The 24,221-nt window shown below is 72.4% G+C and carries 23 protein-coding genes and 1 tRNA gene; 8 read left to right on the forward strand and 16 right to left on the reverse strand.

Annotated elements, in window-relative coordinates:
- Positions 1 to 54 precede the first annotated feature (54 nt).
- The gene (locus tag ACIQLL_RS11560; RefSeq protein ID WP_402466985.1) at positions 55 to 3,447 is read right to left on the reverse strand and encodes an efflux RND transporter permease subunit; all 3,393 of its coding nucleotides are present in this window, start codon (positions 3,445 to 3,447) and stop codon (positions 55 to 57) included.
- Between the two features lie 171 nt (positions 3,448 to 3,618).
- On the opposite strand from ACIQLL_RS11560, the gene ACIQLL_RS11565 reads away from it, so the two are divergent.
- Together ACIQLL_RS11565 and ACIQLL_RS11570 are read left to right on the forward strand one after the other, a co-directional pair.
- Positions 3,619 to 3,879 carry a hypothetical protein gene (locus ACIQLL_RS11565; RefSeq protein ID WP_402466987.1) on the forward strand — a complete coding sequence of 87 codons (261 nt, stop codon included), beginning with the start codon at positions 3,619 to 3,621 and terminating at the stop codon, positions 3,877 to 3,879.
- Positions 3,880 to 3,904: 25 nt separating this feature from the next.
- Positions 3,905 to 4,543, forward strand: coding sequence for an ArsR/SmtB family transcription factor (locus ACIQLL_RS11570; RefSeq protein WP_402466990.1), 639 nt, complete (start codon positions 3,905 to 3,907; stop codon positions 4,541 to 4,543).
- Here the strand turns inward: ACIQLL_RS11570 and ACIQLL_RS11575 are convergent.
- Positions 4,488 to 5,456, reverse strand: coding sequence for an EamA family transporter (locus ACIQLL_RS11575; protein WP_402466992.1), 969 nt, complete (start codon positions 5,454 to 5,456; stop codon positions 4,488 to 4,490). The genes ACIQLL_RS11570 and ACIQLL_RS11575 overlap by 56 nt on opposite strands.
- Before the next feature lie 71 nt (positions 5,457 to 5,527).
- On the opposite strand from ACIQLL_RS11575, the gene ACIQLL_RS11580 reads away from it, so the two are divergent.
- Positions 5,528 to 6,472 carry a LysR family transcriptional regulator gene (locus ACIQLL_RS11580; protein WP_402466995.1) on the forward strand — a complete coding sequence of 315 codons (945 nt, stop codon included), beginning with the start codon at positions 5,528 to 5,530 and terminating at the stop codon, positions 6,470 to 6,472.
- Positions 6,473 to 6,489: 17 nt separating this feature from the next.
- On the opposite strand, the gene ACIQLL_RS11585 is transcribed toward ACIQLL_RS11580, so the two are convergent.
- Positions 6,490 to 7,725, reverse strand: a complete 1,236-nt coding sequence (locus ACIQLL_RS11585; RefSeq protein WP_402466996.1) for an MFS transporter — start codon at positions 7,723 to 7,725, stop codon at positions 6,490 to 6,492.
- Between the two features lie 153 nt (positions 7,726 to 7,878).
- Here ACIQLL_RS11585 and ACIQLL_RS11590 point away from each other — a divergent pair, with 153 nt between their 5' ends.
- Both ACIQLL_RS11590 and ACIQLL_RS11595 read left to right on the forward strand, forming a co-directional pair.
- Positions 7,879 to 8,106 (forward strand): hypothetical protein, encoded by a 228-nt coding sequence (locus ACIQLL_RS11590; RefSeq protein ID WP_402467000.1) that lies wholly within the window; start codon positions 7,879 to 7,881, stop codon positions 8,104 to 8,106.
- Positions 8,107 to 8,150: 44 nt separating this feature from the next.
- Positions 8,151 to 8,762: a hypothetical protein gene (locus tag ACIQLL_RS11595; protein WP_402467002.1), complete on the forward strand. Its 612-nt coding sequence runs from the start codon at positions 8,151 to 8,153 to the stop codon at positions 8,760 to 8,762.
- A 72-nt stretch (positions 8,763 to 8,834) separates the two neighbouring features.
- On the opposite strand, the gene ACIQLL_RS11600 is transcribed toward ACIQLL_RS11595, so the two are convergent.
- The 11 genes from ACIQLL_RS11600 to eno form a co-directional block, all read right to left on the reverse strand.
- Positions 8,835 to 9,107, reverse strand: a complete 273-nt coding sequence (locus tag ACIQLL_RS11600; protein WP_402467004.1) for a hypothetical protein — start codon at positions 9,105 to 9,107, stop codon at positions 8,835 to 8,837.
- Entirely contained in the window at positions 9,104 to 9,814 is a 711-nt protein-coding gene (locus ACIQLL_RS11605; protein WP_402467007.1) for a RelA/SpoT domain-containing protein, read from the reverse strand. Before ACIQLL_RS11605 ends, ACIQLL_RS11600 begins: the two co-directional genes overlap by 4 nt.
- A gap of 373 nt (positions 9,815 to 10,187) precedes the next feature.
- Complete coding sequence (locus tag ACIQLL_RS11610; protein WP_402467010.1) at positions 10,188 to 10,424, reverse strand: hypothetical protein; 237 nt, start codon at positions 10,422 to 10,424, stop codon at positions 10,188 to 10,190.
- A gap of 175 nt (positions 10,425 to 10,599) precedes the next feature.
- Positions 10,600 to 10,878, reverse strand: a complete 279-nt coding sequence (locus tag ACIQLL_RS11615; protein WP_402467012.1) for a hypothetical protein — start codon at positions 10,876 to 10,878, stop codon at positions 10,600 to 10,602.
- Positions 10,879 to 10,958: 80 nt separating this feature from the next.
- The gene (locus ACIQLL_RS11620) at positions 10,959 to 11,219 is read right to left on the reverse strand and encodes a helix-turn-helix domain-containing protein (protein ID WP_402467015.1); all 261 of its coding nucleotides are present in this window, start codon (positions 11,217 to 11,219) and stop codon (positions 10,959 to 10,961) included.
- A gap of 312 nt (positions 11,220 to 11,531) precedes the next feature.
- Positions 11,532 to 11,605 (reverse strand) — tRNA-Leu (locus ACIQLL_RS11625).
- A 116-nt stretch (positions 11,606 to 11,721) separates the two neighbouring features.
- Positions 11,722 to 13,200, reverse strand: a complete 1,479-nt coding sequence (locus tag ACIQLL_RS11630) for an NAD(P)/FAD-dependent oxidoreductase (protein ID WP_402467017.1) — start codon at positions 13,198 to 13,200, stop codon at positions 11,722 to 11,724.
- A 95-nt stretch (positions 13,201 to 13,295) separates the two neighbouring features.
- Entirely contained in the window at positions 13,296 to 14,246 is a 951-nt protein-coding gene (locus ACIQLL_RS11635) for a Ppx/GppA phosphatase family protein (RefSeq protein WP_402467019.1), read from the reverse strand.
- 55 nt (positions 14,247 to 14,301) lie between these two features.
- On the reverse strand, positions 14,302 to 14,823 hold the full coding sequence (locus ACIQLL_RS11640; RefSeq protein ID WP_402467021.1) for a DUF501 domain-containing protein: 522 nt from the start codon (positions 14,821 to 14,823) through the stop codon (positions 14,302 to 14,304).
- Between the two features lie 5 nt (positions 14,824 to 14,828).
- A complete protein-coding gene (locus tag ACIQLL_RS11645) occupies positions 14,829 to 15,524 on the reverse strand; it encodes an FtsB family cell division protein (protein WP_402467024.1) in 696 nt (231 codons plus the stop codon).
- Positions 15,525 to 15,911: 387 nt separating this feature from the next.
- On the reverse strand, positions 15,912 to 17,192 hold the full coding sequence (eno, locus tag ACIQLL_RS11650; protein WP_402467026.1) for a phosphopyruvate hydratase: 1,281 nt from the start codon (positions 17,190 to 17,192) through the stop codon (positions 15,912 to 15,914).
- Positions 17,193 to 17,399: 207 nt separating this feature from the next.
- On the opposite strand from eno, the gene ACIQLL_RS11655 reads away from it, so the two are divergent.
- The 3 genes from ACIQLL_RS11655 (at position 17,400) to ACIQLL_RS11665 (ending at position 20,504) form a co-directional block, all read left to right on the forward strand.
- Entirely contained in the window at positions 17,400 to 18,095 is a 696-nt protein-coding gene (locus ACIQLL_RS11655) for a hypothetical protein (RefSeq protein ID WP_402467028.1), read from the forward strand.
- 173 nt (positions 18,096 to 18,268) lie between these two features.
- Entirely contained in the window at positions 18,269 to 19,810 is a 1,542-nt protein-coding gene (locus ACIQLL_RS11660) for an ABC transporter permease (protein WP_402467030.1), read from the forward strand.
- A gap of 28 nt (positions 19,811 to 19,838) precedes the next feature.
- Complete coding sequence (locus tag ACIQLL_RS11665; RefSeq protein ID WP_402467033.1) at positions 19,839 to 20,504, forward strand: ABC transporter ATP-binding protein; 666 nt, start codon at positions 19,839 to 19,841, stop codon at positions 20,502 to 20,504.
- Positions 20,505 to 20,542: 38 nt separating this feature from the next.
- Here the strand turns inward: ACIQLL_RS11665 and ppdK are convergent, their stop codons facing one another.
- Positions 20,543 to 23,239 carry a pyruvate, phosphate dikinase gene (gene ppdK / locus ACIQLL_RS11670; protein ID WP_402467036.1) on the reverse strand — a complete coding sequence of 899 codons (2,697 nt, stop codon included), beginning with the start codon at positions 23,237 to 23,239 and terminating at the stop codon, positions 20,543 to 20,545.
- 2 nt (positions 23,240 to 23,241) lie between these two features.
- On the reverse strand, positions 23,242 to 24,156 hold the full coding sequence (locus ACIQLL_RS11675) for a pyruvate, water dikinase regulatory protein (RefSeq protein WP_402467038.1): 915 nt from the start codon (positions 24,154 to 24,156) through the stop codon (positions 23,242 to 23,244).
- Between the last annotated feature and the right edge of the window lie 65 nt (positions 24,157 to 24,221).

The following is a 24,221-nucleotide window of genomic DNA, read 5'->3' on the forward strand; positions in this document are numbered from 1 at the left end:
ACGCACGACCCGGCCGACAGGTTCCCGGAGACCTGCGGTGCGCGAGCTCGGCAGTCAGCGCGCGGTCGAGCCCGAGGCCTGGGACGCGGCCCGCGCCGCGGCCTCCCGGTCCCTGCGCTCCGTGGCGCGACGGCCCTTGCGTGCGGCGCGGCGGTCCCGGCGAGCGGCCCGGCGGTCCTTGCGCCCCTCCACCAGCACGTACAGCACGGGCACGACGAGCAGCGTCAGCAGCGTCGAGGAGATGAGCCCGCCGATGACCACCAGCGCGAGCGGCTGGGAGATGAACGCCCCGCCGCCGGTGAGGCCGAACGCCATCGGCGTCAGCGCACCGATGGTCGCCAGGGCCGTCATCACGATGGGCCGCAGGCGCTTGCGAGCACCCTCGCGCACCGCCTCGTCCAACGTCTGCCCGCGCCGGCGGTACTGGTTGATGAGGTCGATGAGCACGATCGCGTTGGAGACCACGATGCCGATGAGCATCAGGACGCCGATCAGCGCCGGCACGCCCAGCGGCGTGTCCGTCACCAGCAGCGCGATGAGCGCACCGGTCGCGGACAGCGGCACCGAGACGAGCAGGATGAGCGGCTGGACGAGCGACTTGAACGTCGCGACCATGACCAGGTACACGATCGCGATCGCCGCGAGCAGCGCCAGGCCGAGGTCGGCGAACGCCTCCTCCTGGTCGGCCGCCACGCCGCCGACGTCGACGCCGGCCCCGGCGGGCAGGTCGAGGTCGTCGATCGCGGTCGTGACCTCGGCGCTGAGCGTGCCCAGGTCCTGGGCGTCGGGGGTGATCGAGACGGTGGCGGCGCGCTCGCCGTCGATACGACTGATCGACGTCGGGGTCTGGACCTCCTCGACGTCCGCCACGTCGGTCAGCGGGACCAGGCCCGTGGCCGTGGGGATCTCGATCTCCTCGACCTGCTCGACGCTCTCCGGGGCGTCGCCCGAGTCGACGACGACCTCCAGCGGACCGTCGCCCAGGTCGACCTCGCCGACGGTCTGCCGGGGGTTCATCGTCCCGGAGACGATGCCGGCCACCTGGGTCTCGGTCAGCCCCGCCTCGGCGGCGGCCTCGCGGTCCACGGTGACCTGCAGCACGGTCTGCGCGGAGGACAGGTCGTTGCTGATCTCCGCGACCCCGTCGAGGTCGGCGACCGCGTCCTGGACCGTCTGCGCGGCCGAGGCCAGGTCGTCGGCGCTGCCGGCCTGCACCACCAGGTCGATGGTCGTGGACCCGAACCCGGAGTCCCCACCGGCGACGCTGACGTCGGTGGTGGGTCCCTGGCCCGCGAAGGTCTCGGCCGCCGCGCGGACGTCGTCCTGCACGGCGACCCCGTCGGCGTTCTCGTCGAGCGTGACGGAGAACGTGGCCGTGGGCGCACCCCCGCCGCCGAAGAACGCGGCCTCCGGACCGCCGGCGGATCCGACGGAGGTCTGGACCGTCTCGACCCCGGGCACCGTCTGCAGCTCGTCGCCCAGCTCGCGGGCGGCGTCGTCCTGCGCCTCGAGCGAGGCCGTGTCGGTGAAGGTCTGGGTGACGGTGACGGTGTCCTGCCCGGAGTCGCCGATGAAGTTGGTCTCGAGCCGCGGCACCAGCGCGAGCGTGCCCGCGAGGATGCCGACGGCGATGACGAGCGAGACCCACGGGTGCCGCAGCGCCAGGGCCAGGCTGGGGACGTAGGCCCGCTGCCACAGCCCGCGGCGCTCCTTGGCCTCGGCGGCCTCACGGGTCGCCACGTCGTCGCCGTCGACCGAGCCCTCGGTGCCCTGCGCGCTCTTCGGGGCCTTGACGAACCAGTAGGCCAGCACCGGCACGATGGTCAGCGCGACCAGGAGCGAGGCGAGCATGGCGATCGCGACGGTGAACGCGAACGGCCGGAAGAGCTCGCCGGTCATGCCGGACACGAGTCCGAGCGGGAGGAAGACGGCCACGGTCGCGACGGTCGAGGCGGTGATCGCCCCGCCGACCTCCCGGACCGCGGTGAGGATGGCCTCGGACTTGTCCTCGCCGTAGGACAGGTGCCGCTTGATGTTCTCGATGACCACGATCGCGTCGTCGACCACCCGGCCGATGGAGATCGTCAGGGCCGCGAGGGTGAGGATGTTCAGGGTGTAGCCGGTGGTCTCCATGACCAGGAACGCGGTCGCGAGCGACAGCGGGATCGACACGGCCGAGACCAGGGTCGAGCGCACGGACAGCAGGAACAGCAGGATGATGACGATCGCGAAGACCAGGCCGAGCCCGCCCTCGGTGGCCAGGCCCTCGATGGACTCCTCGATGAACGGCGCCTGGTCGAAGACGACGGCGGTGGTGATGCCGACCTCGTCGAGCTCCTCGGCGTGGTCGTCGAGCACGTCCTGGACGCCGTGGGAGACGTCGACGGTGTTGCCCTGCGGGGTCTTGGTGATGGCGACGCCCAACGAGGGCTCGCCGTCGAGGCGCGAGTAGGAGGTGGCCTCGCTGGGGGTGACGGTGATGTCGGCGACGTCGCCGAGCAGCACGGGGTCGGGGACGGCCGGGGGCGCGTTGGCGTCCGGCAGCAGGTCGGCGCCCGTCCCGGCACCGCCCTCGGCGGCGGCGGCGCCGTCACCCTCGGTGCCCGACGGCGAGGCTGCGGCCCCGCCCTCGGGAAGCGTGGCGGCGTCGCCCCCGCCCGACGCCGCGGTCCCGTCGTCGGACCCGCTGCCCGTGGCGCTCGAGGCGCTGGGCACCAGCGGCAGGTCGGCGAGGTCGTCGGTGCTCTCCAGGCGCGTGCCGGCCTGCAGGGAGTACGTCGCGCTGTCCTCGGTGATGGTGCCGGCCGGGATCACGACGCCGTAGTCGGCGAGGACGTCGGTGACCTGGGTGAGCTCCAGGCCCTCGGCGGCGAGCTCCTCGGGGTCGACGTCGATGACGATCTGGTCCTCGACGGCCCCGGTGACGGCCACGGACCGGACATCGTCGACGTCCTCGAGCGCCGGGACGAGCACCGAGTCGACGTCGTCGGCCAGCTCGGAGAGGTCGCCGTCACCGGCCACCGCGAGCTGGATGACCGGGAGGTCGTCGAGGGAGCCGGTGATGACCTGCGGCTCGACGTCCTCGGGGAGCTGGGACTGCGTGCGGGTCACGGCGGTGGTGAGCCGTTGCGTGGCGGCGTCCATGTCCGTGCCGTAGGTGAACTCCACGGTGGTGGTGGACATGCCGGTGGCGGAGGTGGAGCTGAGCGACTCGATGCCGTCGACCGTCTGCGCCGCGGCCTCGAGCGGTTCGGTGACGCTCTCCTCGACCACTTCCGGCGAGGCGCCCGGGTACGTCGCGACGACGACGCCGGCGGGGAGCTCGAGGGACGGGATGAGCTCCTGCTTCAGCGACGTCAGGCTCAGCGCGCCGAAGGCGAAGATCGCGACCGTGGCCAGGGCCACCACGGCGCGGTTCGCCAGGGACAAGCGGGCAAGGCGGAACACGCTCACTCCAGGGGGTCGAGGGGGAGTGCACGACGGCGGAGTCGTACGGCTGCACAACGGAGCCTACGCGCCGCGGGTTCCCGTTCGGTACACACCCGTATCCGAACATGTTGCAAAGAAACCCTTGCAACGTCTTCTTTGCAGCGCTATGTTGGCACTGCAGCAGCCGCCGTGAGCAGACCGGGAGAAGCCATGATCGTCGCCGTCACCGCACCGTCCTCGACCCACCGCACCGCGCTGGACCGCCTGATCGACGGGGCCGGGCGCGCCTGCGTCGCCGCCGGGACCCGACTGGCCGCCGTCGCGCACCGTCGCGTCGAGCAGCGCCTAGCAGGGTCCCCCGCCCGGCGCGCCGCGGCGGCCCGCCGGCACGCCGCCTCGGAGCGGGCGCGCGACAACACCGCGCAGATCAATCCCCTGGGTCTGCGCTGAGACGTCGTCGCAGTACGGTCGTCCCATGGGAACCGAGCCAGCCCCCGAGGCGGACCAGCGGTCGGACGCCGTTGACTCGAACCGGCTGAAGGGCCTGTCGCACCCGCTGCGGGTGCAGATCCTCGACCTGCTGCACACCCACCGCGAGCTCACGGCGAGCCGGCTCGCCGAGCTCGTCGGCGAGTCCAGCGGCTCGACCAGCTACCACCTGCGCCAGCTCGCCAAGCACGGGTTCGTCCGCGAGGTCGAGGGGCGCGGCACCGCGCGGGAGCGCTGGTGGGAGTCCGCGCCCGGTGGTTACAGCATCGGGATCGACGACGACGACGACGCCGGCGCCCGCACGGCGAAGACGTCCGTGAACGCCGAGCTCGAGCGCACCCGCCAGGCCAAGGTGTGGCGCCTGCTCGAGGCCATGGAACAGGCCGACCGCACCGACCCGCGGTACGGCAGGTGGCTGCACGCGATCACGCTGAGCACCTCGCACCTCTGGGCGACACCGCAGCAGCTGCAGGAGGTCATCGCCGCCTACGACCGGTTCGTCGACGAGCACCTCGCGCCGCTGCGCGGCCAGGAGGGCACGCCCGGAGCGTCCCCCGTCCAGATCCACTTCAACGCGTTCCCGCTGGTCGACGAGCTGCGGGACGATCCGGAACCGCAGGACTGAGGGCCCCGTCAGCCGCGGGGCCGACCAGGTCCGGCGCGCCGGCCCGGGGCCGTGCCGGCCGGCTGCCGAGCAGCACCCCGCCGACCACGAGGACGCCACCGGCCAGCTCCCCGGCGGAGACGGTCTCGCCCAGCACCACCCACGCCGCCGACATGCCGAACACCGGCACGAGCATCGAGAACGGCGCCACGACGCCCGCCGGGTGGCGCGCCATCAGCCAGGTCCACAGCCCGGATCCCGCCACGGTGCCGAGCACCACGGTGTAGGCGAGCCCGACGAGCGCGGCGGTCGCTCCGGGGGCGCCCCAGGTCGTCAGCGACGTCGTGATCTCCTCGGGCCCCTCGACCAGCAGCGACACGGCCAGCATCGGCAGGGGCGGGACCACCGACATCCACATCGCCAGGTGCAGAGGGTTGCGGGGGCGCGCCTGCCGGTTGCACACGTTGCCGATCGCCCAGCCGAACGCGCCGGCCAGCGTGAGCAGGAACGGCAGCAGCGCGGCGTGCTCGGCCCGCTGCCAGCCGACGACGGCGAGGCCGGCCATCGCCACGACGATGCCGACGACCTGGCGCGGACCGACCCGCTCCCGCAGGAACGTGGCCCCCAGCACCACGGTGAACGGTCCGGAGGCCTGCAGCACCAGCGACGCGAGGCCGGCGGGCATCCCGGCGGCCATCCCCCAGTAGAGGAACGCGAACTGCAGGACGCCGAACCCGAGGCCGTACCCGATCAGCCAGCGCACCGGCACCCGGGGCCACGGGACGAACAGCACCGTGGGGACGGCGAGCAGCGCGAAGCGCAGCGCCACGAGGAACATCGGCGGGAAGTGTCCCAGCGAGGCGTCGATGGCCAGGAAGTTCAGCCCCCACAGCAGGGCGACGACGACGGCGAGGAGACGGTGGCGGGGCGGCATGTCGTCATCGTCACCGCCAGATCTCTGTAGCACAAGCGATGCTTTCTTGCCTATCTCTGTAGGATGCCTTCATGGAAGCGCGCCACCTGGACCTTCTCCGCGAGCTCGCCGACCGCGGGAGCATCACCGCCGTCGCGGCCGCGACCCACCGCACACCGTCGGCCGTCTCCCAGCAGCTCAGGACGGCGCAGCGGGAGCTGGGGACCCCGCTGGTCGAGCCGCACGGTCGCGGGGTCCGTCTCACCGACGCCGGCCGGCTGCTCGCCGAGGGCGGCGTCCAGGTCGCCGCCGCCCTCGCCGAGGTGCAGGCCCGCTGGGACACGTTCCGCCACGAGCCGACGGGAACCGTCACCCTGGCGGCGCTGCCGAGCGCGGCGACGTTCCTGTACCCCGTGCTCGAGCGGCGCCTGGAGGAGTCGGGCATCGAGCTGCGCTTCACGGACGCGGACGTGGCCGAGGCCGAGTTCGGCGCGCTGACCGCGGACCACGACGTCGTCGTCGCGCACAGTCTGACCAGCGTGCGGCCCGCCGGGACCGACGGGCTCGACGTCGTCCCGGTGGTCGACGAGCCGCTCGACGTCGCCATGGCCGCCGGGCACCGTCTCGCGGCACAGCGCACCGTGAGCGTCGAGGACGTCGTCGGCGAGGCATGGATCGGCGTGCCGCGGGGCTACCCGTTCGACACCGTCCTGCGTGGCGTCGAGCAGGCCACCGGCCAGCGGCTCGACGTCCGGCAGCGCCTGGTGGACAACCGGCTGGTCGAGGCGCTGGTGGCTGCGAGCGACCGGCTCGCGGTGCTGCCGCGCTTCACCACCACGACCGGCTCGGGCCTGACGCTGCGGCCGCTGACGGGCGTGCCGGCGGTCCGCCACGTCTCGGCGGTGATGCGGCCGGACCGGGCTCGACGGCGCGCCGTGCGGCAGGTGCTGCGCGCGATCGCCGGATCGGCCGAGGAGGTCGCCCGGGCGCACGGGGTGCCGTCACCCGGCTCGGCGGCGTCCGCGGCGCACGGGTGACCGCGGGGCGCCCGACGTCACAGCTCGGTCATCGCCTCCGCGGGGGTGGCCTCGACCTGGGCGGCCGCGCGGTTCCAGCGGCGCCACAGCACCCGCTCCCCCACGCCGTCGGCGATCCGGTGCCCCAGCACGAGCATCGTGACGACCCCGACGACCAGGACGCCGGCGCCGACCCAGAAGGGCGCGGCGAGGCCCACGTGCTCGGCCAGCAGACCGGAGACCACCGGCGCCGGGGCTGCGAAGCCCCAGCGCACCAGGTTGAAGGCACCGGTGGTCACGCGCCGGTCGGGGTCGCCGACCCCCAGGGCCAGATCGGTGACGTTGGCGTTGGTGACCCCCATCGCCAGGCCGGCGAGGACGAGCCAGACGACCGACGCCGTCGTGCCGGGCGAGGTCGCCAGGCCCACGAGCGCCGCGAGCAGGACGACGAGCGCGATCGCGACCGTCTGCACCGCACCGATCCGGTGCGCGAGGCGGTGGCCGACCACCAGGATGCCGAACGCGAGGCCCACGCCCCAGCCGGTGAACACCAGACCGAGGGGGACGACGTCGAGCCCGAGCGCGATGGGGGTGTAGCCCAGCACGATGAAGAACACGAAGTTGTACGCGGCGATGATCACCGAGAGCACCACGAACGCGGGGCGGCGGAACGGGGCGAAGACCTCGCGGTAGCGCAAGGGCGCGGGCCGCTCGGCGGGGTCGCGCAGCTTGAGCACCGACAGCACCAGGGCGCCGACCATGAACAGGCCGCACGCGAAGAACGGCACCCGCCACGAGATCTGCCCGAGGAGGCCGCCGAGCAGCGGGCCGAGCGCGAAGCCGAGGCCGAGGCAGGTCTCGTAGAGCTCGACGGCCCAGCCGCGGTCGTTGGCCAGGGAGACCAGCAGCACCATCGCGGTGACGAAGAACATGGCGTTGCCCAGTCCCCAGAGCCCGCGCAGGAGGGACAGTCCGAGCAGGCTGCCGGCGAGCGCCGCGCCGATCGCCGCCACCGCCACGAGGCCGACGCCGGCCACGAGGATCTTCTTGTACCCGAAGCGTCCGGTCGCGACGGTGGCCGGCACCATGCCGAGGGCCATCACCGCGACGTACGCGGTGAAGAGCATCTCGATCTGCCAGGTGCTGGCGCCGATCTCGTGCCCGATGACGGGCAGGATCGGGTCGACGATCGCGATGCCGGCGATCGCGAAGAACGCGGTCAGGGCGGTCGCGTAGATCGCGGTCTTGTTCGGCTCGTCGCGGTGCGCAGCCACGGGGGTACCTCCTCGGGAGGGCGGGGACACGACGAGACTACGCCAGTTGGTTGCTTGCAGCAACTATCAGCCGGCGGCCGACGGCGGTGCCCCCGCCCGGGTTCGAACCGGCCCCCACAAGAACGTGAGGTTCGCTAGACCGGCCTGCAGGCCGTGCGCGCCGCCTCCAACTGGCGCGGCAACAAGTTCCCCGACGGCGTCAAGACCGCCCAGCGCGCCGTCGGCACCCGCCCCGACGACAAGTGGGGCCCGAAGTCCCGCGCCGGCCACGACGACACCGTGGCCGCCATCCAGAAGGTCCTCGGCGTCACCGTCGACGGCATCTGGGGTCCCGACACCGACCGCGCCTACCTCGCGCTGCGCAGCGACAAGAAGCGCTGACCCCGCCGACCCCACACCTCGACCACGGTAAGGACCACCCACCCATGAAGCTCTTCAGCGCCGAGCTCTGGCGCGCCGCCGGCCTGCGCTCCCTGCAGACCGTGCTCGTCGCCGCGCTACCGTTCCTCGCACTGCTCATCATCGAGCCGTCAACGACGCAGCTCGTGCAGGCCGGCCTCGCCCTCGCGCTCGCGCTCGCGCTCGCGGCCACCCTGTCCATCGCAACCTCGCTCGCGAGCCTGCCCGAGAAGGCCGGCACCCCGGTCCCGCGCTGGCGAGCCATCCTATCCCGCACCGTCCGCAGCTTCGCTCAGGTCTTCGCCGCGGCGCTCGCGGCCGCGGCCACGTTCGACGCCGTCGCCTGGTCGTCCGTCGCCGGACAGGCCGCCGTCGCCGCAGCGACCACCCTGGTGCGGACACTCATCGCGTCCCTGCCCGAGGTGCCCGACCCCGCCCCCGTCGGCGCGGACGGCGTCCCGGACATCACGTCACTGTCCGCGGACATGCCCGAGGGTTACGAGCTCGCCGAGGTGTCCGACGCCAAGACCGAGGTCGTCGATCTCCTGCACCAGCTCGATGGCGAGGAACGCCTCATTTTCGGTGACCGTCAGGTCGAGCGGCTCCTCGAGCTCAGCTGGCGGCCGCCGGCCAGCTAGGCGTCCGAGCATGGCGAAGGCCCCCGCTTCCCGCGATGGGGAGGGGGGCCGTCGCCGCCGTTCGGAACGTGACTAGCGGACGTGATCGGGGACGATCCCCTGCAGCCACTTCGACATCGCGATCGAGCCATCGAAGTAGTTTGCGTGCGTCATCCTGACGGTCTCGATCGAGTCTGAGCCGACCAGGACGATCTCGATGTCCTTGCGGTCGCGGTACTCCTGCTCCTTCGCCGCGTACTCCTTGACCGCCTTGGTGCCATCGCTGCGGAAGTCAACCTGCTCGATCAGCTGACCCTCCGCGTGGTCGAACACGAGCAGGTAGTGGTGGATACTGCCTGCACTCATCGCTCTCCTCCTGCCAGGTGCGGGGCTGCGGCCTCTCGCCGCGCCCTCATCTCGTGAAGCAGTTCATCTTCCACTATGCCACCTTGTTCTTCAATCGCCATCGCATGTGAGATGGCTTGCATGAGGTCCTGAACCTCCTGGGGCCCGTAGCCGGACTTCACGTCCTTGCCTATCGCAGCGGACAGCTGCTCGACGGTGACAGCCCACTGGTGCATCACCTGGGTCCGAAGTTGCACCTCGATGCGACGGTCCTTGTACCAGGCGATCACGTGTACTCCGCGGTAGCCGGACGCCCGTGGCTCCTCGATGTAGTCACTTACAGACTCGATCGTCCGTCGCTTCGCGATCCGCGACTGTACGCGGTAGACCTCGTCGATCGACGAGAGCACGGCCCGGCATCCGCCCAGATCCTGCATGCGCGAGAGCGGAAGCGTGGGCTCCCGGACGAGCTTGTCCAAGATCGTGGGCACCCGCTTCAGGCGCTGCGAAACCTCAGCCTTTGCGCACCGCTCGGTGCGAACCATCGACCGCAGCCCCATGTTGGCGGTGGTGAGCGGTCGTTGGTGTGCTGCTCGGAAGGCCAGCAAGATGTCGACGGCTTGCTCAAACCGGTCGGGGTCCAGCTCGGCGTCCCCCCGCAGCACCCGACGTATGGTCTTCCCCGCCTTGTTCACCCTGGAAGGGGTCAGTTCGGAGGCGAGGACCATGACCGGATGCTACTGGCACGGCCCCCGCGGGGTCGCCCGGAATTCCCAGATCACCCCGCAATTCACCCACCCGCCGAGTTCAGGTCAGCTCCTGGAGCTTGCTGGTCCAGATCTGCGTGGTGCGGGCCGCCGGTCCGCCCAGTGCGCAGTCCCGTCGGGACGGACGGGGACGATGACCATGCGTGTCAGGGCTCGGGTCGCGGCAGCATGGGCGTCCACGTCGGCCGGGTCTAGCCCGCGCTCGAAGCACCAGGTTTCAGGGTCTCCCTTGACCTCGGGCGCTTGCATGTAGGAGCCGGGACCAGGCACTTCGCCGGCCAGACCGTCCCAGGGCCCTCCCACAAGTCTGGCTAGCACGTCTCCTGTGGTCTCCCTACACTTCGGGGCCCGTCACGTCCTCCGACCTGACGGCTCGCAGCGTTCGCAGCTCCTCGTTGAACTTCACGGCGGCGATCGTGTCGAGGTTGCTCACGGCGAAGAAGATGCCCATCGCAGCAAGGATTAGGCCGAGGACGCCGACGATCCCGCCGATGAGCACCAACGGGCCACCGTCGTTGGAGTAGCTCGTGTTCATCGACAACCCGATGGCCACCATCGCCGGTCCAGCCACAGAGCCGACGAATCCTAGCGCCGCATACGCAGCGCCTAACTCGGGCGGCTTGACGCGTGCAGGTTGGCGCGAGTCGTTGAGGACGGTGCTCTTTAGGCTGCTGGGACGGTCCATGTTCGCATCTCCCGTGGTGTGTCCGTAGGTCGTTCGGCGCGCCAGATTAGGTGCGCTCGGTCTAAACCGCGATCCGTCGGACGTGTTCGACGGCGTCGGCCAGGTGGTCTGTCTGCTCCTGGTGAAGCACCAGGAAGCGGTGCAAGGCCATGAGGCCAAACACCAGGCCGCCGGCGATCAGAAGGCCACCGATCACGAGTCCGCCGGTGTCAGGCTTGGAGAGCGACACGATGCCGTCGACGATGGTGAACGTCATGGCCCCGAGGCCGACGGTACAGAGGACGATGCCCGCTATCGCATGGAACGCCAGGTCAGTGTTGGTTCGGTACTCGGTCCGCACGGTCCTGTTCCTCTTCGAGGTGGGGTCGTTCGGAGGCTACCCGGTGCCGCGCCGCTGGTCGGCGCGGCACCGGGTGAAGTTCACGCGGTCAGCGGGCCCTCGGCCTGCAGCAGCTTGTTCACGGCGGACTTGCCGAGGCCGACCTGGTCGGCGATCGCGCGACAGGACAGGCCCTGGCGAGCCAGGCGGACGATGTCCTCGCGGCGGTCGGTCGCGCGGACGCCGGCACACGGACGCGGCGCCGATGGTGACGTGGAGCTCGAAGGCTTCGTCCGGCAGCGGGCGCATCTCGCTGACCTTGACCGTTTGAGCCGAGCCCTTGTGGACCACGCCGCCGCCATCGCTCTTGGTGGGCCACCCTGGACCGATGGACCCGCTGACCGTGCTCGCCCTGGCCCAGCTCGACGCCGAGTACCGCGACGTCACCGGACGGCTGCCCTAGCGCCCCGGCCGTGACCCGGAGCTCGCCGAGCCGTGCACCGGCAGATCGCGGCCGACGACGTTGCGACGGATCAGGAGTGAGACGTCGGAGCGATATCCACAGGGTGAAGTGATGCGAATTTCGGGCAACCTCGTGCGCACCGGGGCGCACGTGTGTACCGGGCGTGTGTACACGGGTGCCGCGACGATACGTCGACGCAGGTCAGACATAGTGCCCCCGCCCGGGTTCGAACCGGGACTGGGCCGGTTTTAAGCCGGCTGCCTCTGCCAGTTGGGCTACGGGGGCGGTGCGGGACGACGACGGGCGGCCTCGTTCGGCGGCTCCGACCTCGCTCGACACCTCACGGTACCGAGCCAGGTGGGAACGACCGAGCGAGACCGCCCGTGCGTCCGTTGGCCGGGTCAGCCCTTCTCGGCCGCCGCCGCCGAGGACTGCGCCTTCTGCTCGACCTTGCCGCCCGACGCGCCGCCGGCGTTCTTGGGCGGCACCGAGGCCTTGCGGAACTCGTCGCGCGGGTCGTGCAGCGAACCGAGGGAGACGATCTCCCGGCCCATGAGGAACTGTCCCGTCCAGCCCACCAGGATGCGCAGCTTGCGGTTGCCCGTCGGCATGGCCGAGACGTGGTAGCCGCGGTGGGCCAGCCAGGCCAGGGGGCCCTTGAGCTTGAGGAAGCCGAAGAGCTCCGCGACACCCTTGTACATGCCCAGGGAGGCCACCACGCCGACGCTCTTGTGCTTGTACTCCGTCGGCGGCTCGTCCTTCAGGGTCGCGATGATGTTGTCCGCGAGCTGCGTCGCCTCGCGGATCGCGTGCTGCGCGTTCGGCGGGCAGAACGAGCCCGGGTTGAGCAGGTCCGGCACCGCGGCGCAGTCGCCCGCGGCCCAGGCGTCCGGCACGACGTCGCCGGTCGTGCCGTCCTCGTTCGCGGTCGCGACCTGCAGCGTCGCCTTGACCGTGACCCGGCCCATGCGGTCGTACGGCAGGTCGGAGTGGTCCTTGATGACCGGGTTCGCCTTGACGCCGGCCGTCCACACGAGCGTCTCGGTGTCGAACTCGACCCCCGTCGAGGTCACGACGTGCCCGTCCTCGCAGGAGGACAGGAAGGTGTTGAGGTGGAACTCGATGCCGCGCTTCTTCAGCTCCTCGAGCGCCCACTCCCCCATCGGCTCGGACACCTCGGGCAGGATGCGGCCCGCGCCCTCGATCATGACGAACCGCAGGTCCGACTCCTCGATCGTCGGGTAGTTGCGCGTCGCGTACCGCGCCATGTCCTCGATCTCGGCGAGCGCCTCGATGCCCGCGAAGCCGCCGCCCACGAACGTGAACGTCAGCATCTTCTTGCGCAGGTCGGCGTCCCACGTCGAGGAGGCCACGTCCATGCGGTTCAGCACGTGGTTGCGCACCGCGATGGCTTCCTCGACGTTCTTGAAGCCGATGCCCTGCTCCGCCAGGCCCGGGATGGGCAGCGTGCGGGAGACCGAGCCGAGACCGATCACGACGTGGTCGTACGAGACCTCGTAGTCCGGGCCCTCCTCGGGACGGATCGTGATCTTCTTGTCGCCGTGCGCGATCTGGCGCACCTTGCCCTGCAGCACGTCGATGCCCTTGAGGGCGATGCGGTGCGGGGCGACGACGTCGCGCGCGTCGATCGATCCTGCGCCGGCCTCGGGCAGGAACGGCGCGTAGGTCATGTACGGGCGGGGGTCGACCACGACGATCGCGGCCTCGCGCTTGCCCAGCTTCTTGCGCAGGCGTCGCGCCACGTAGAGCCCGACGGAACCACCGCCGAGCACCACGATCCGCGGCACCTTGCGAGGGCGCGGGGTGGGCGCGGTCGCGTCCTGGGCAGGGGTATCCGTCGTCAGAACGTTCTGAGGCATGATCCTCAGTCTACGACTGCCCGCGGACCGCTCGCGCGCGGATGGGCAGCGACGGTCGTCACGGTCCGGACACGAACGTCCGAGCCCGGTCTCCCTCAGCCCATCGACAGGGCGATGCCGTCGAGGATGTCGCTCTCGGACGTGACCACGTGCGTCAGCTCGCCGCCCGAGGCCGCGACGTCGTCGCGCACCCGGGCCACCACCTGCGACCACAGCAGCGCGCCGGCCCCGATGACGTCCGCCCGGCCCGGGTGCATGAACCCCAGCGCGAGGCGTTCGGCACGCGTGCGGCCCAGCAGGTCACCGCAGGCGGACAGGACGTCGGGCACGGCCAGCCGCGCCCCGTTGATGACGTCGCGCCGGTACGTGGCCAGCCCCAGTGCGTGCGCCGTGACCGTGGTGATCGAGCCGGCCAGGCCGACCAGCGTGGCCGTCCGGCCGAAGGGGACGACGGCGGCCGCGGCGTCGAGCGCGGCGTCGGCGTCGGCGCGTGCCGCGGCGACCTGCTCGGGAGCCGGCGGGTCGGAGTGCAGGTGCCGCTCGGTGAGCCGGACCGACCCGATGTCCATCGAGATCGCGGCGTCCGGCGTCGTCGTCCCGAGGACCAGCTCGGTGGAACCGCCGCCCAGGTCCACCACCAGGTAGGGACCGGGGTGCGCTCCAGCGGCGCCGCTGACGGCGCCGCGGAAGGACAGCCGGGCCTCCTCGGCCCCGGTGACCACCTCCGGGTCGACGCCCAGCGCCGCGCGCACCCCCTCGAAGAACTCGTCGCGGTTGCGGGCGTCGCGGGTGGCCGACGTCGCCACGAACCGCGCACGGGTGGCACCCAGCTCGGCGGCGACCTTCGCGTACTCGCGGGTCGCGGCCAGGGTGCGCTCCAGCGCCTCGGGGGCGAGCTCGCCGGTGCGGTCCACCCCCTGCCCCAGGCGCACGATCTCCATGCGGCGGTCGAGCTCGGTCAGGGTGCCGTCGGGGGCGACGTCGGCGATCAGGAGGCGGATCGAGTTGGTGCCGCAGTCCACGGCGGCGACACGGGTGCTGCTCATCACGACCGCACCCTGCCACCTGCGACCGACAGGCGCACGGCCGACCGGCGGGCCCTCAGCACGAGCACCGGTCCGGGCGCCACTGGTCGCGCACCCGCTCCAGCGCCTCGTCACCCAGCGGGTTCACGCCGGGCCCGGCCGCCAGCGCGTGCCCGACCAGGACGTGCAGGCACTTGACCCGCGTGGGCATGCCCCCGGCCGAGATGCCCTCGATCTCGGCCACGTGCCCCAGCTCGGCGCGCTGGGCGAGGTAGTGCTCGTGGGCAGCGCGGTAGGCGGCGGCGAGCTCGGTGTCCTCGGTGAGCCGCTGCGTCATCTCGGCCATCACGCCGTCGGCCTCGAGGCGCGAGGCCGCGGCCACGGCGCCCGGGTGCGTCAGGTAGTACGTCGTCGGGAACGGCGTGCCGTCGGGCAGCCGCGGGGCGGTACGCACCACCAGGGGGCGCCCGCACACGCAGCGCGCGGCGATGCCGACCACGCCGCGGGGCGTCCGGCCGAGCTGCTCGGCGAGCACCTCGAGGTCGCGGTCCGTCACGGCCGTCGGGTCGTCGGGAGGGGCGGGGGCTTCGCGGGTCACGCCGACTATTGTCCCCCGTCGGGTTCCTCGGAGGGCACGTCGCCGGCGTCGGACCCGTCACGCTCCTCGGTGGGCAGCGTCCCGGCGTCCGGGTCATCGGCCACCCGCACCGACTCCCACATCGCCTGGTACCAGGGCACCGTGGGCGTCCGGCCCGTGCTCGTCGGCGACGCCGTGGCCTCGCCGTCCCCGGAGTCGGCGTCCGCCGCCGTGTCGCCGTCCACCACCCGCCAGGGGGTGTCACCCGGCAGGATGTAGTTGAGCCGGCTGCGGGCCTGCTGGATCACGTAGGAGCGGTCGTCCCAGCGCGCGAGCTCGTGGGTGAGCTCGTCGCGCTCGGTCTCGTGCGCGGCCAGCTCGGCCTGCAGGCGGTCGATCTCGGCCTGCTGCTGCACCGCGCCCCGCACGGTCGGCAGCAGCAGGACGAACGCCAGCAGCAGCACGACGCCCAGCACCAGCAGGCGGACGGTGAGCACCTCGGGCAGGACCAGCCCGAGCCGGCTGCGCCGTCGTTCGTCACGGGCCGGCCCCGACGGGCGGCGGGTGCTGCGACCCGCAGCCTTGCTCCCCGAGCTGCCCGCCCGCGGGGACGCACCCGTGGAGCGTCCGCGTCCGCCCGTGCGCGACGTCGCGCGCGCGGCCGGACGGGCACCCGGGCGGGAGGCGGGGCGGCGGGGCGTGGCGGGACGACGGGAGGGCACGCTCCGATTCTGCCGAAGGCGACGCCGCACGTCGGGGACCTGCGTCGGCGCGCCCGGCGCCGACAGGCCGGCCACGTCCCGCCGGCCACCTCCCGCCGAGCCGCGCCGCGCCGAGGTAGGCCACCTCGCGACGACGGAGGCCACGTCGCGCTGAGGTAGGCGATATCCCGCCGAGGTAGGCGACATCCCGACGACGTAGGCCCGACTCGCCCGCTGGGTCCGGTTCCCGGGACGACGACGGCCGGTGACCTCCGTACGGAAGCCACCGGCCGTCGTCGTGCCGCCGGATCACGGCCTACCTCGCGCCGATGTTGCCTACCTCGGCGTGAGGTCGCCTACCTCGCGCCGACGGTGCCTACCTCGGAGGGAGGTTGCCTACCTCGCGGGTCAGCCCTGGAAGCGCGGGAACGCCGAGCGACCGGCGTACCGGCCGGCGTCGTCGAGGGCGTCCTCGATGCGCAGGAGCTGGTTGTACTTGTTGATGCGCTCGCCGCGGGCCGGGGCACCGGTCTTGATCTGACCGGCGTTCGTGGCCACCGACAGGTCCGCGATGGTGGTGTCCTCGGTCTCGCCGGAGCGGTGCGAGGTCATCGTGGTGAAGCCGTTGCGCTGCGCGAGCGTGACGGCGTCGAGGGTCTCGGTCAGCGTGCCGATCTGGTTGAGCTTGACCAGCAGGGAGTTCGCGGCCTTGGTCTCGATGCCCTTGGCCAGGCGCTCCGGGTTGGTGACGAAGAGGTCGTCGCCGACGATCTGGACCTTGTCGCCGACCCGGGACACCAGAGTGCTCCAGCCCTCCCAGTCGTCCTCGGCCAGCGGGTCCTCGATGGAGACCAGCGGGTAGTCCGCCACGAGCTGCTCGTAGTACTCGATGAGCTCGGCGGCCTGCAGGCTCTTGCCCTCGAAGGCGTACTTGTCCTCCGAGAAGAACTCGGTGGAGGCGACGTCCAGGGCCAGCGCCACGTCGGAGCCCGGGGTGTAGCCGGCCTTCTCGATGGCGGTGATGATGAGGTCGAGCGCCGCACGGTTGCTCGACAGGTTGGGCGCGAAACCGCCCTCGTCGCCGAGCCCGGTGGCCAGACCGTCGGCCTTGAGCACCGACTTCAGCGCGTGGTAGACCTCCGCGCCGGTCCGCAGCGCCTCCTTGAAGGACGTCGCGCCGATCGGGGCGATCATGAACTCCTGGATGTCCACGTTCGAGTCCGCGTGGGACCCGCCGTTAAGGATGTTCATCATCGGCACGGGCAGGACGTGCGCGTTCGGGCCGCCGACGTAGCGGAACAGGTCCAGGCCCGCGCTCTTCGCCGCGGCCTTGGCCACCGCGAGCGAGACGCCGAGGATCGCGTTCGCGCCCAGCTTGCCCTTGTTCGGGGTGCCGTCGAGCTCGATGAGCGTCTGGTCGATGAGGCGCTGCTCCTCGGCGTCGTAGCCGATGAGCTCGGGGGCGATGTCGTCGATGACGGCGTTGACCGCCCCCTCGACACCCTTGCCCAGGTAGCGGTCGGCGTCGACGTCACGGCGCTCGACGGCCTCGAAGGCGCCGGTGGAGGCGCCGGACGGGACCCCGGCACGGGCGAAGGTGCCGTCGTCGAGGGCGATCTCGACCTCCACGGTGGGGTTACCGCGAGAGTCCAGGATCTCGCGTGCGCCAACGGCTTCGATGCTTGCCACGGATGCTCCTTCTGCAGGGGCTCGCGGGCTGTCGGGACCAGGCTCGGACACGTGTGCGTCCGGGCAGCCGACGCCCGCGACGATGGAGGGTTGACGCCCCCAGCGTAGCCCCGTCGCCGCGCGGTCGCTCCGGAGGCCCACCAGGCGGTCGTCCCGGACACCGGACCGGCCGCTGCGGGTCCGACACATCGGACTATCGTGGCGGCGGTGGACGGGTTCTGGGAGTTCGTCGGCTCCTACTGGTGGCTGGTCTTCCCGCTGAGCGGCATCGCCGGCGGGTGGGTCCGCGGCGCCCGGAAGTGGGACGAGCGCCGGCGTCGCGACAAGATCGAGCTCTACCGCCTCAAGCACGCCGACCGGCTCGCCGCCACCGAGGCCGAGGAGTCCCTGACCAGCGAGATCGAACGGGTCGTGGCCGTGCACGCCGACACCGACCGCCGCTGGCTGGAGTACGAGCTCGACGCCGTCAAGATGCTCGAGCACCCGGTCATGACCGACATGCGCGAGCAGGTCACCGTGGACTTCCACCGCGCCCGGCGCGACGCCGAGGGGCTGCGGCCCGACGACCTCGACGAGCTGCGGGACCGCCGTCGCCTGGACCGCTACCGCGAGGCGGTCCGCGAGTACCAGCTCACGTTCGACGTCGCCGAGCGGGAGGCCAGGCGGCGCCTCGCCTCCGACCTCTCCGCCGAGGAACGTCGCGCCGTCGACCGGGCGAAGAAGCTGCTGGCCATCGCCGACGACGCCGGCGCGAGCCAGGCGGAACGCCAGTCGGCCTACCGCCGGGCCACCCGGGAGCTGGAGGGCATCATCGTGCTCCCCGACGCCGCGACCGACGCGATCGAGCAGCGCATCGCCGGAGCGCTGGAGCAGACGCCCGAGGACGAGCAGCCCTCCGCCTGACCACGTCACCGGCGACGTCGCACGCCGACGACGCCGCCCCGAACTGCACGTTCACAGGTTCGTCACAGGCTCGTGGCAGGTCCGCACCAGGTCGGCCGCCTAGGTTCCGCCACGTCCAGACCTGACGGCGTCGGGTCGTCCGCGGGCCTCCGGCCCACCCCAGAAGGAGTGGCATGTTCCTCACCTACCTGCGCCGCGAGCTGCGGCATCGACGCAAGCAGACCGCCGTCGTCGCGGTCGGCCTGGCCGTCGCGATCGCGCTGGTCATGGTCGTCTCGTCGGTGTCGGCGGGCGTGCGTGACGCCCAGGCGTCCGTCCTGGAGTCGGTCTACGGCGTCGGGACCGACGTGACCGTCACCCAGGCGGGCGAGGCCGGCGGCGGCGGACCCGGCCGGTTCGAGTTCGACTCCCAGGACGGCGAGGCCGACGACGAGGGCACGCGGTCCCTGGACCAGGCCCGGCTGGCCGTGGAGCGGGGCAGCGCCTCGTTCGACGACACCGCGCTGGACGACGTCCTGGGCGTGGAGCACGTCACCGGCGCCGCCGCCACGCTCACGCTGACCAGCACCTCCTTCAGCGGCGAGATGCCCGACTTCGACGCCATGCGCGAGCAGATGGAGGCCGGTGGCGGGCAGGGACAGCCGGGCGCCGGGGGCTCCGACGGCGAGGACGGTTCCGAAGCGCCCGCGGGCGGCCCCGACGGCGCCGGCGGGAGCGCGTTCGAGGTCGACTCGTTCACGGTCACCGGCCTCGATCCGGCCGCCGACGCCGTCGGGCCGCTCACCACCGTGGAGGTCGCCGACGGGCGCGGGCTCGAGGCCGGCGACGAGGACGTCGCGGTGCTGGACGCCGCCTACGCCGAGTCCGCCGAGATCGCCGTCGGCGACACGATCTCCGTGGGTGGCAGCGACGTCGAGGTCGTCGGCACGGTGACCTCCACGACCGGCGACGGCGTGGCGACCGCCTCCGACGTCTACGTCCCGCTGGCCCTGGCGCAGTCCCTCGCGGACCTGGACGGCCAGGTGACCGACGTCTACGTCTCGGTCGACTCCTCCGACCACGTCGACGCCGTCGCGGACGCCATCGCCGCGGAGCTGCCCGACGCGTCCGTCAGCACCCAGTCCGACCTGGCCGGCGACGTCACCGGGTCGTTGTCCACCGCGTCGTCGCTGGTCGGGACCCTCGGCACCTGGCTCAGCGTCATCGTGCTGGCCGCGGCGTTCGGTCTGGCGATCCTGTTCACCGTCTCCGGCGTCAACCGCCGCACCCGCGAGCTCGGCACCCTCAAGGCCATCGGCTGGGCCAAGCGCCGCGTGGTCGGGCAGGTCGCCGGCGAGTCCGTGGTGCAGGGCCTCATCGGCGGTGTGGCAGGCGTCGCGCTCGGGGCGGTCGCGGTGGTGGCGATCAACCTCGCCGGCATCACCCTGTCCGGGTCCTCCGGCGGGGGCGCCGTCAGCTTCGGCGGACCCGGCGGCGGTGGGGGCCGGCTGCCCGACGGCGCCGCGGCCGGGGGTGGTGGCGGTGGCGGCCCGTTCGGTCAGGTGGCCGACGCCGCGGCCGGCGCCGTCGACGTGGTGCTCTCCGCGCCAGTGACGGTTTGGGTCGTCGTGGCCGCCGTCGGCCTCGCGGTGCTCGGCGGGCTGCTCGCCGGCGTCGTGGGTGGCTGGCGCGCCGCACGTCTGCGCCCGGCCGAAGCCCTGCGCTCGCTCGCCTGACCGCCGTCGAACCCGAGAGGAACCCACCATGTACCAGCTCCAGGACGTCACCAAGACCTATACCGGCAAGCGCACCGTCCACGCCCTGCGATCCGTCGACCTCGAGATCGGCGACGGCGACCTCGTCGCGATCCAGGGACCCACCGGCGGCGGCAAGTCCACCCTGCTGCAGATGCTCGGCGGGCTCGACCGGCCGACGTCGGGCAGCGTCAGGCTCGCCGGCGACGACCTCGCCCGGCTCTCCGACGGGGCGCTGACCAGGGCGCGGGCCGAGCGCATCGGCTTCGTCTTCCAGCACTACAACCTCATCCCGACGCTCACCGCGGCCGAGAACGTCGCCACCGCGCTGGTGCCGTTGCACGTCAAGGCCGAGGAACGCACCCGGCGGGCGCTCGCGGCGCTCGCCTCCGTCGGGCTGGACGAGCGGGCCGACCACCTGCCCGGCGAGCTGTCCGGCGGCCAGCAGCAGCGCGTCGCCATCGCCCGCGCGCTCGTCAAGGAGCCGCGGGTGCTGCTCGCGGACGAGCCCACGGGCAACCTCGACGAGGCCACGCGGGACGAGATCGTGGAGCTGCTCGAGGGGCTCTGGAAGGAGCAGGGGCTCACCGTCGTCATGGTCACCCACGACTCCGCCGTCGCCCGCCGCGCGCCGCGTCGCCTCCGGATCGCCGGCGGCACGGTCTCCGAGCGCTGACCCCGCCCGCGACGTGGCGCACCCCGGCGAGAGGTGCGCTACGTCGCGGAGGCGTCGAGCGTGACCTGGGCCGCGGCGAGCCGCGCGATCGGCACGCGGTACGGCGAGCACGAGACGTAGTCCAGGCCGATCTCGTCGAACACGGCGATCGACGCCGGGTCTCCCCCGTGCTCGCCGCAGACGCCGGCCTTGAGCCCCGGGACGGCGCTCCGGCCCTTGCGCACACCCGTACGGACCAGCTCACCCACCCCGTCGACGTCGATGCTCGCGAACGGGTTGCCGGGCAGGATGCCGGCCTCGACGTAGGCGCTCAGGAACGACCCCTCGGCGTCGTCGCGCGAGATGCCGACCGTCGTCTGGGTCAGGTCGTTGGTGCCGAACGAGAAGAAGTCCGCGTGCCGGGCGATCGCGTCGGCGACGAGCGCCGCCCGCGGCAGCTCGATCATGGTGCCGACCGTGCACGGCAGGTCGCCAGCGGTCTCCTCGGCCCACGTCTCCTCGACGACAGCACGCATCCGGCGCAGCTCCTCGTCGAAACCGACGAGCGGCACCATGATCTCCACGCGCGGGTCGCCGCCCTGCTCGCGCACGGCCGTCGCGGCGCGCGCGATCGCCCGCACCTGCATCTGCGCGATCTCCGGGTACAGCAGCGCGAGCCGCACCCCGCGGGTCCCCAGCATCGGGTTCATCTCGCTGAGTCGCTTCACGTGACCCAGCACCGTGCGGGCGTCGTCCAGCTCACGCCCCGTCACCCCCGAGTCCTCCAGCCGCTGGACCAGCACGGACTGCTCGACCAGGTCGGGCAGGAACTCGTGCAGCGGCGGGTCGATGAGCCGGATCGTGACCGGGAGCCCGCTCATCGCCGTGAGGATCTCGGTGAAGTCCGCCTGCTGCATCGGCAGCAGGCGTTCCAGGGCGGCGGCGCGGTCCTCCGGCTTCTCGGCGAGGATCATCGCCTGGACCGCCGGGAGCCGTTCGGCGTCCATGAACATGTGCTCGGTGCGGCACAGCCCGATCCCCTCGGCACCGAGCTCGCGGGCCTTGGCGGCGTCGGCCCCGGTGTCCGCGTTGGCCCGCACGCCCAGCCGACGCACGTCGTCGGCCCAGGAGAGCACCTCGGTGAAGTCGTCGGTGATCTGCGGCGGCACCAGCGGCAACGCCCCGGCGAACACCTCGCCGGTGGTGCCGTCGATGGTGATCGTGTCGCCCTCGGAGAGCACCACGTCACCCACGGTCACGGTGCGGGCCTCGGCGTCGATCCGCAGCTCGCCCGCGCCCGCGACGCACGGCTTGCCCATCCCGCGGGCGACGACGGCGGCGTGCGAGGTCATGCCGCCGTGCGAGGTGAGCACGCCCTGGGAGGCGATGACGCCGTGGATGTCGTCGGGCGTGGTCTCCCAGCGCACCAGGACCACGGGCTCCCCGGCGCCGCCCCGCTCGGCCGCGGTGTCGGCGTCGAACACCACCGCGCCGACCCCGGCACCCGGGGAGGCGTTGAGGCCGCGGGTGAGCGCCGTCTGCCCGTGGTCGGGGTCGAGCCCGGGGTGCAGGAGCTGGTCGAGCTGCGCGGGCTCGATGCGCCGCAGCGCCGCCTCACGGTCGATGACCCCCTCGGCCACCAGGTCGCGGGCGACCTTGAGCGCGGCCGCCGCCGTGCGCTTCCCTGTGCGGGTCTGCAGCAGATAGAGCTTGCCGTCGTCGACCGTGAACTCGATGTCCTGCATGTCGCCGTAGTGCTGCTCGAGGCGGGCCATCGTGTCGAGCAGCTCCCGGAAGGCGTCGGGCAGCACCTGCTCCATCTGCGCCAGGGGCAGCGGGGTGCGGATGCCGGCGACGACGTCCTCGCCCTGGGCATTGACGAGGAACTCTCCGTAGAGCTCCTTCGCGCCGGTGGAGGGGTTCCGTGTGAAGCACACACCCGTGGCGGACGTGTCGCCGCGGTTGCCGAACACCATCTGCATGACGTTGACGGCGGTGCCCAGATCGTCCGGGATGTCGTGGGCCTTGCGGTAGACCCCGGCCCGCGGGGTGTCCCAGGAGGCGAAGACGGCGTGCACGGCCCGGCGCAGCTGCTCGCGCGGGTCGGTCGGCAGCTCCTCGCCGGTGTGCCGCAGCGCGACGGTCCGGAAGGTCTCGACGAGCGCCTGCAGGTCCTCGACCGTGAGCCCGGTGTCCTGCTCGACGCCGCGCCGGGACTTCAGCGCGTCGATCTCGTCGGAGAACGCGTGGGCCGGCACGCCCTCGACCACCTCGCCGTACATCTGCAGGAACCGGCGGTAGCAGTCCCAGGCGAACCGCGGGTTGCCGGACTCCTCGGCGAGGCCCACGACGGACTCGTCCGAGATCCCCAGGTTCAGGATCGTGTCCATCATGCCGGGCATCGACACGACGGCGCCCGAGCGCACCGAGACCAGGAGCGGTCGCTCTGCCGCGCCCAGCTGGCGTCCGGTGCGCTGCTCGAGCGCGTCCAGGTGGGCGAGGATCTCGGCCCAGAGCCCGTCGGGCCAGGTGCCGCCGGACTCCATCGTGGCGACGCAGGCCTGGGTGGTGACCGTGAACCCGTCGGGCACGGGGACGCCGATACGGCTCATCTCCGCCACCCCGGCCCCCTTGCCGCCGAGCAGAGGCTTCATGTCGGCGGTGCCCTCGGCGAGCTCGTACACGAGGCGTGGGGCGTCGGGCTCGGCGGCGGGCCGGTCGGTGGTGCTGCGGGCCTGCTCGGACTGGTCGCTCATGGCTACCTCGTCTCCGTCTCGGCTCCGGGCGAGGCGGGGTCGTCGCGCCCGTCGCGGTGCGTGGGCAGGACTGTACGGGTACGGCGCCGCGCTGTCACCAGGTCGATGATGCGACCCGCCGCCTCCTCCAGGGCCAGCGTGGTGGTGTCGAGCACCGGACAGCCGAGGCGCCGCTGGACGCGCGTGATGTCGTCGAGCTCGTCGACGATGCGGCCCAGGTCGGCGTACCCGCCCAGGCGGCCGGCGTCCTGCAGGCCGACGCCCATGAGGTCCACCCGCCGGCGCCGGATCGTGAGCAGCCGCTCCGGGTCGATCGTCAGGCCGACGATCTTCCAGGAGTCGATCCGGAACAGCTCGGGCGGCGGGGTGACGCCGGCGACCAGCGGGATGTTCGCCGTCGGGTACCCCAAATAACCGAGGTACATCGACAACGGCGTCTTGCCCGTGCGCGACGCCCCGACCAGCACGATCTGCGCCTCCGCCAGCCCCTCGGGCGTGGCGTTGCCGTCGTCGTTGGCGATCGCGAACTCCATCGCGTGGATACGTTCGAAGTAGTCCGCGGCGAGCCCGACCGGCTGCACGAGCCGGGCCGGCGCGGCGCCGGTCCGGGCGGTCACGGCGTCCAGCGCGGGGGTGAGCAGGTCGGCGCACGGGATGCCGAGCTCGGCGCACCGGTCGATCACCTGGCCGTGAAGCGCCTCGTCCACGACGGTGCAGAAGACGACGGCGGGGTCCGGGTCCGCCCGCAGCTGCTCCACGACGTCGTCGAGACCCTCCTGGCTGTGCAGCCGAGGGTGGCGGACGACGACGACGTCCAGGCCGGGGTACTGGGCTCGGACGGCGCGGCCCACACGGGCGCCCGTGTCCCCCGTGGAGTCCGCGACCACGTGGATGACGACCCGCTCCGGCGCGACCATGGGGTCAGGCTATGCCGCCGTGCCGGGCGCCGCCGCGAGGTAGGCGAACCCTGCGCGGGGTAGGC

It is taken from the genome of Isoptericola aurantiacus (assembly GCF_044769875.1).
Classification (GTDB): domain Bacteria; phylum Actinomycetota; class Actinomycetes; order Actinomycetales; family Cellulomonadaceae; genus Isoptericola; species Isoptericola aurantiacus.

Excerpts from the sequence above, each read along its gene's own strand:
- ACIQLL_RS11570 (WP_402466990.1), top strand. The coding sequence starts at position 3,905 with ATGGGAACCGAGCCAGCCCCCGAGGCGGACCAGCGGTCGGACGCCGTT.
- ACIQLL_RS11575 (WP_402466992.1), bottom strand. The coding sequence starts at position 5,456 with ATGCCGCCCCGCCACCGTCTCCTCGCCGTCGTCGTCGCCCTGCTGTGG.
- ACIQLL_RS11580 (WP_402466995.1), top strand. The coding sequence starts at position 5,528 with ATGGAAGCGCGCCACCTGGACCTTCTCCGCGAGCTCGCCGACCGCGGG.
- ACIQLL_RS11595 (WP_402467002.1), top strand. The coding sequence starts at position 8,151 with ATGAAGCTCTTCAGCGCCGAGCTCTGGCGCGCCGCCGGCCTGCGCTCC.
- ACIQLL_RS11600 (WP_402467004.1), bottom strand. The coding sequence starts at position 9,107 with ATGAGTGCAGGCAGTATCCACCACTACCTGCTCGTGTTCGACCACGCG.
- ACIQLL_RS11605 (WP_402467007.1), bottom strand. The coding sequence starts at position 9,814 with ATGGTCCTCGCCTCCGAACTGACCCCTTCCAGGGTGAACAAGGCGGGG.
- ACIQLL_RS11620 (WP_402467015.1), bottom strand. The coding sequence starts at position 11,219 with ATGGCGGCGGCGTGGTCCACAAGGGCTCGGCTCAAACGGTCAAGGTCA.
- ACIQLL_RS11630 (WP_402467017.1), bottom strand. The coding sequence starts at position 13,200 with ATGCCTCAGAACGTTCTGACGACGGATACCCCTGCCCAGGACGCGACC.
- ACIQLL_RS11635 (WP_402467019.1), bottom strand. The coding sequence starts at position 14,246 with ATGAGCAGCACCCGTGTCGCCGCCGTGGACTGCGGCACCAACTCGATC.
- ACIQLL_RS11660 (WP_402467030.1), top strand. The coding sequence starts at position 18,269 with ATGTTCCTCACCTACCTGCGCCGCGAGCTGCGGCATCGACGCAAGCAG.
- ACIQLL_RS11665 (WP_402467033.1), top strand. The coding sequence starts at position 19,839 with ATGTACCAGCTCCAGGACGTCACCAAGACCTATACCGGCAAGCGCACC.
- ppdK (WP_402467036.1), bottom strand. The coding sequence starts at position 23,239 with ATGAGCGACCAGTCCGAGCAGGCCCGCAGCACCACCGACCGGCCCGCC.
- ACIQLL_RS11675 (WP_402467038.1), bottom strand. The coding sequence starts at position 24,156 with ATGGTCGCGCCGGAGCGGGTCGTCATCCACGTGGTCGCGGACTCCACG.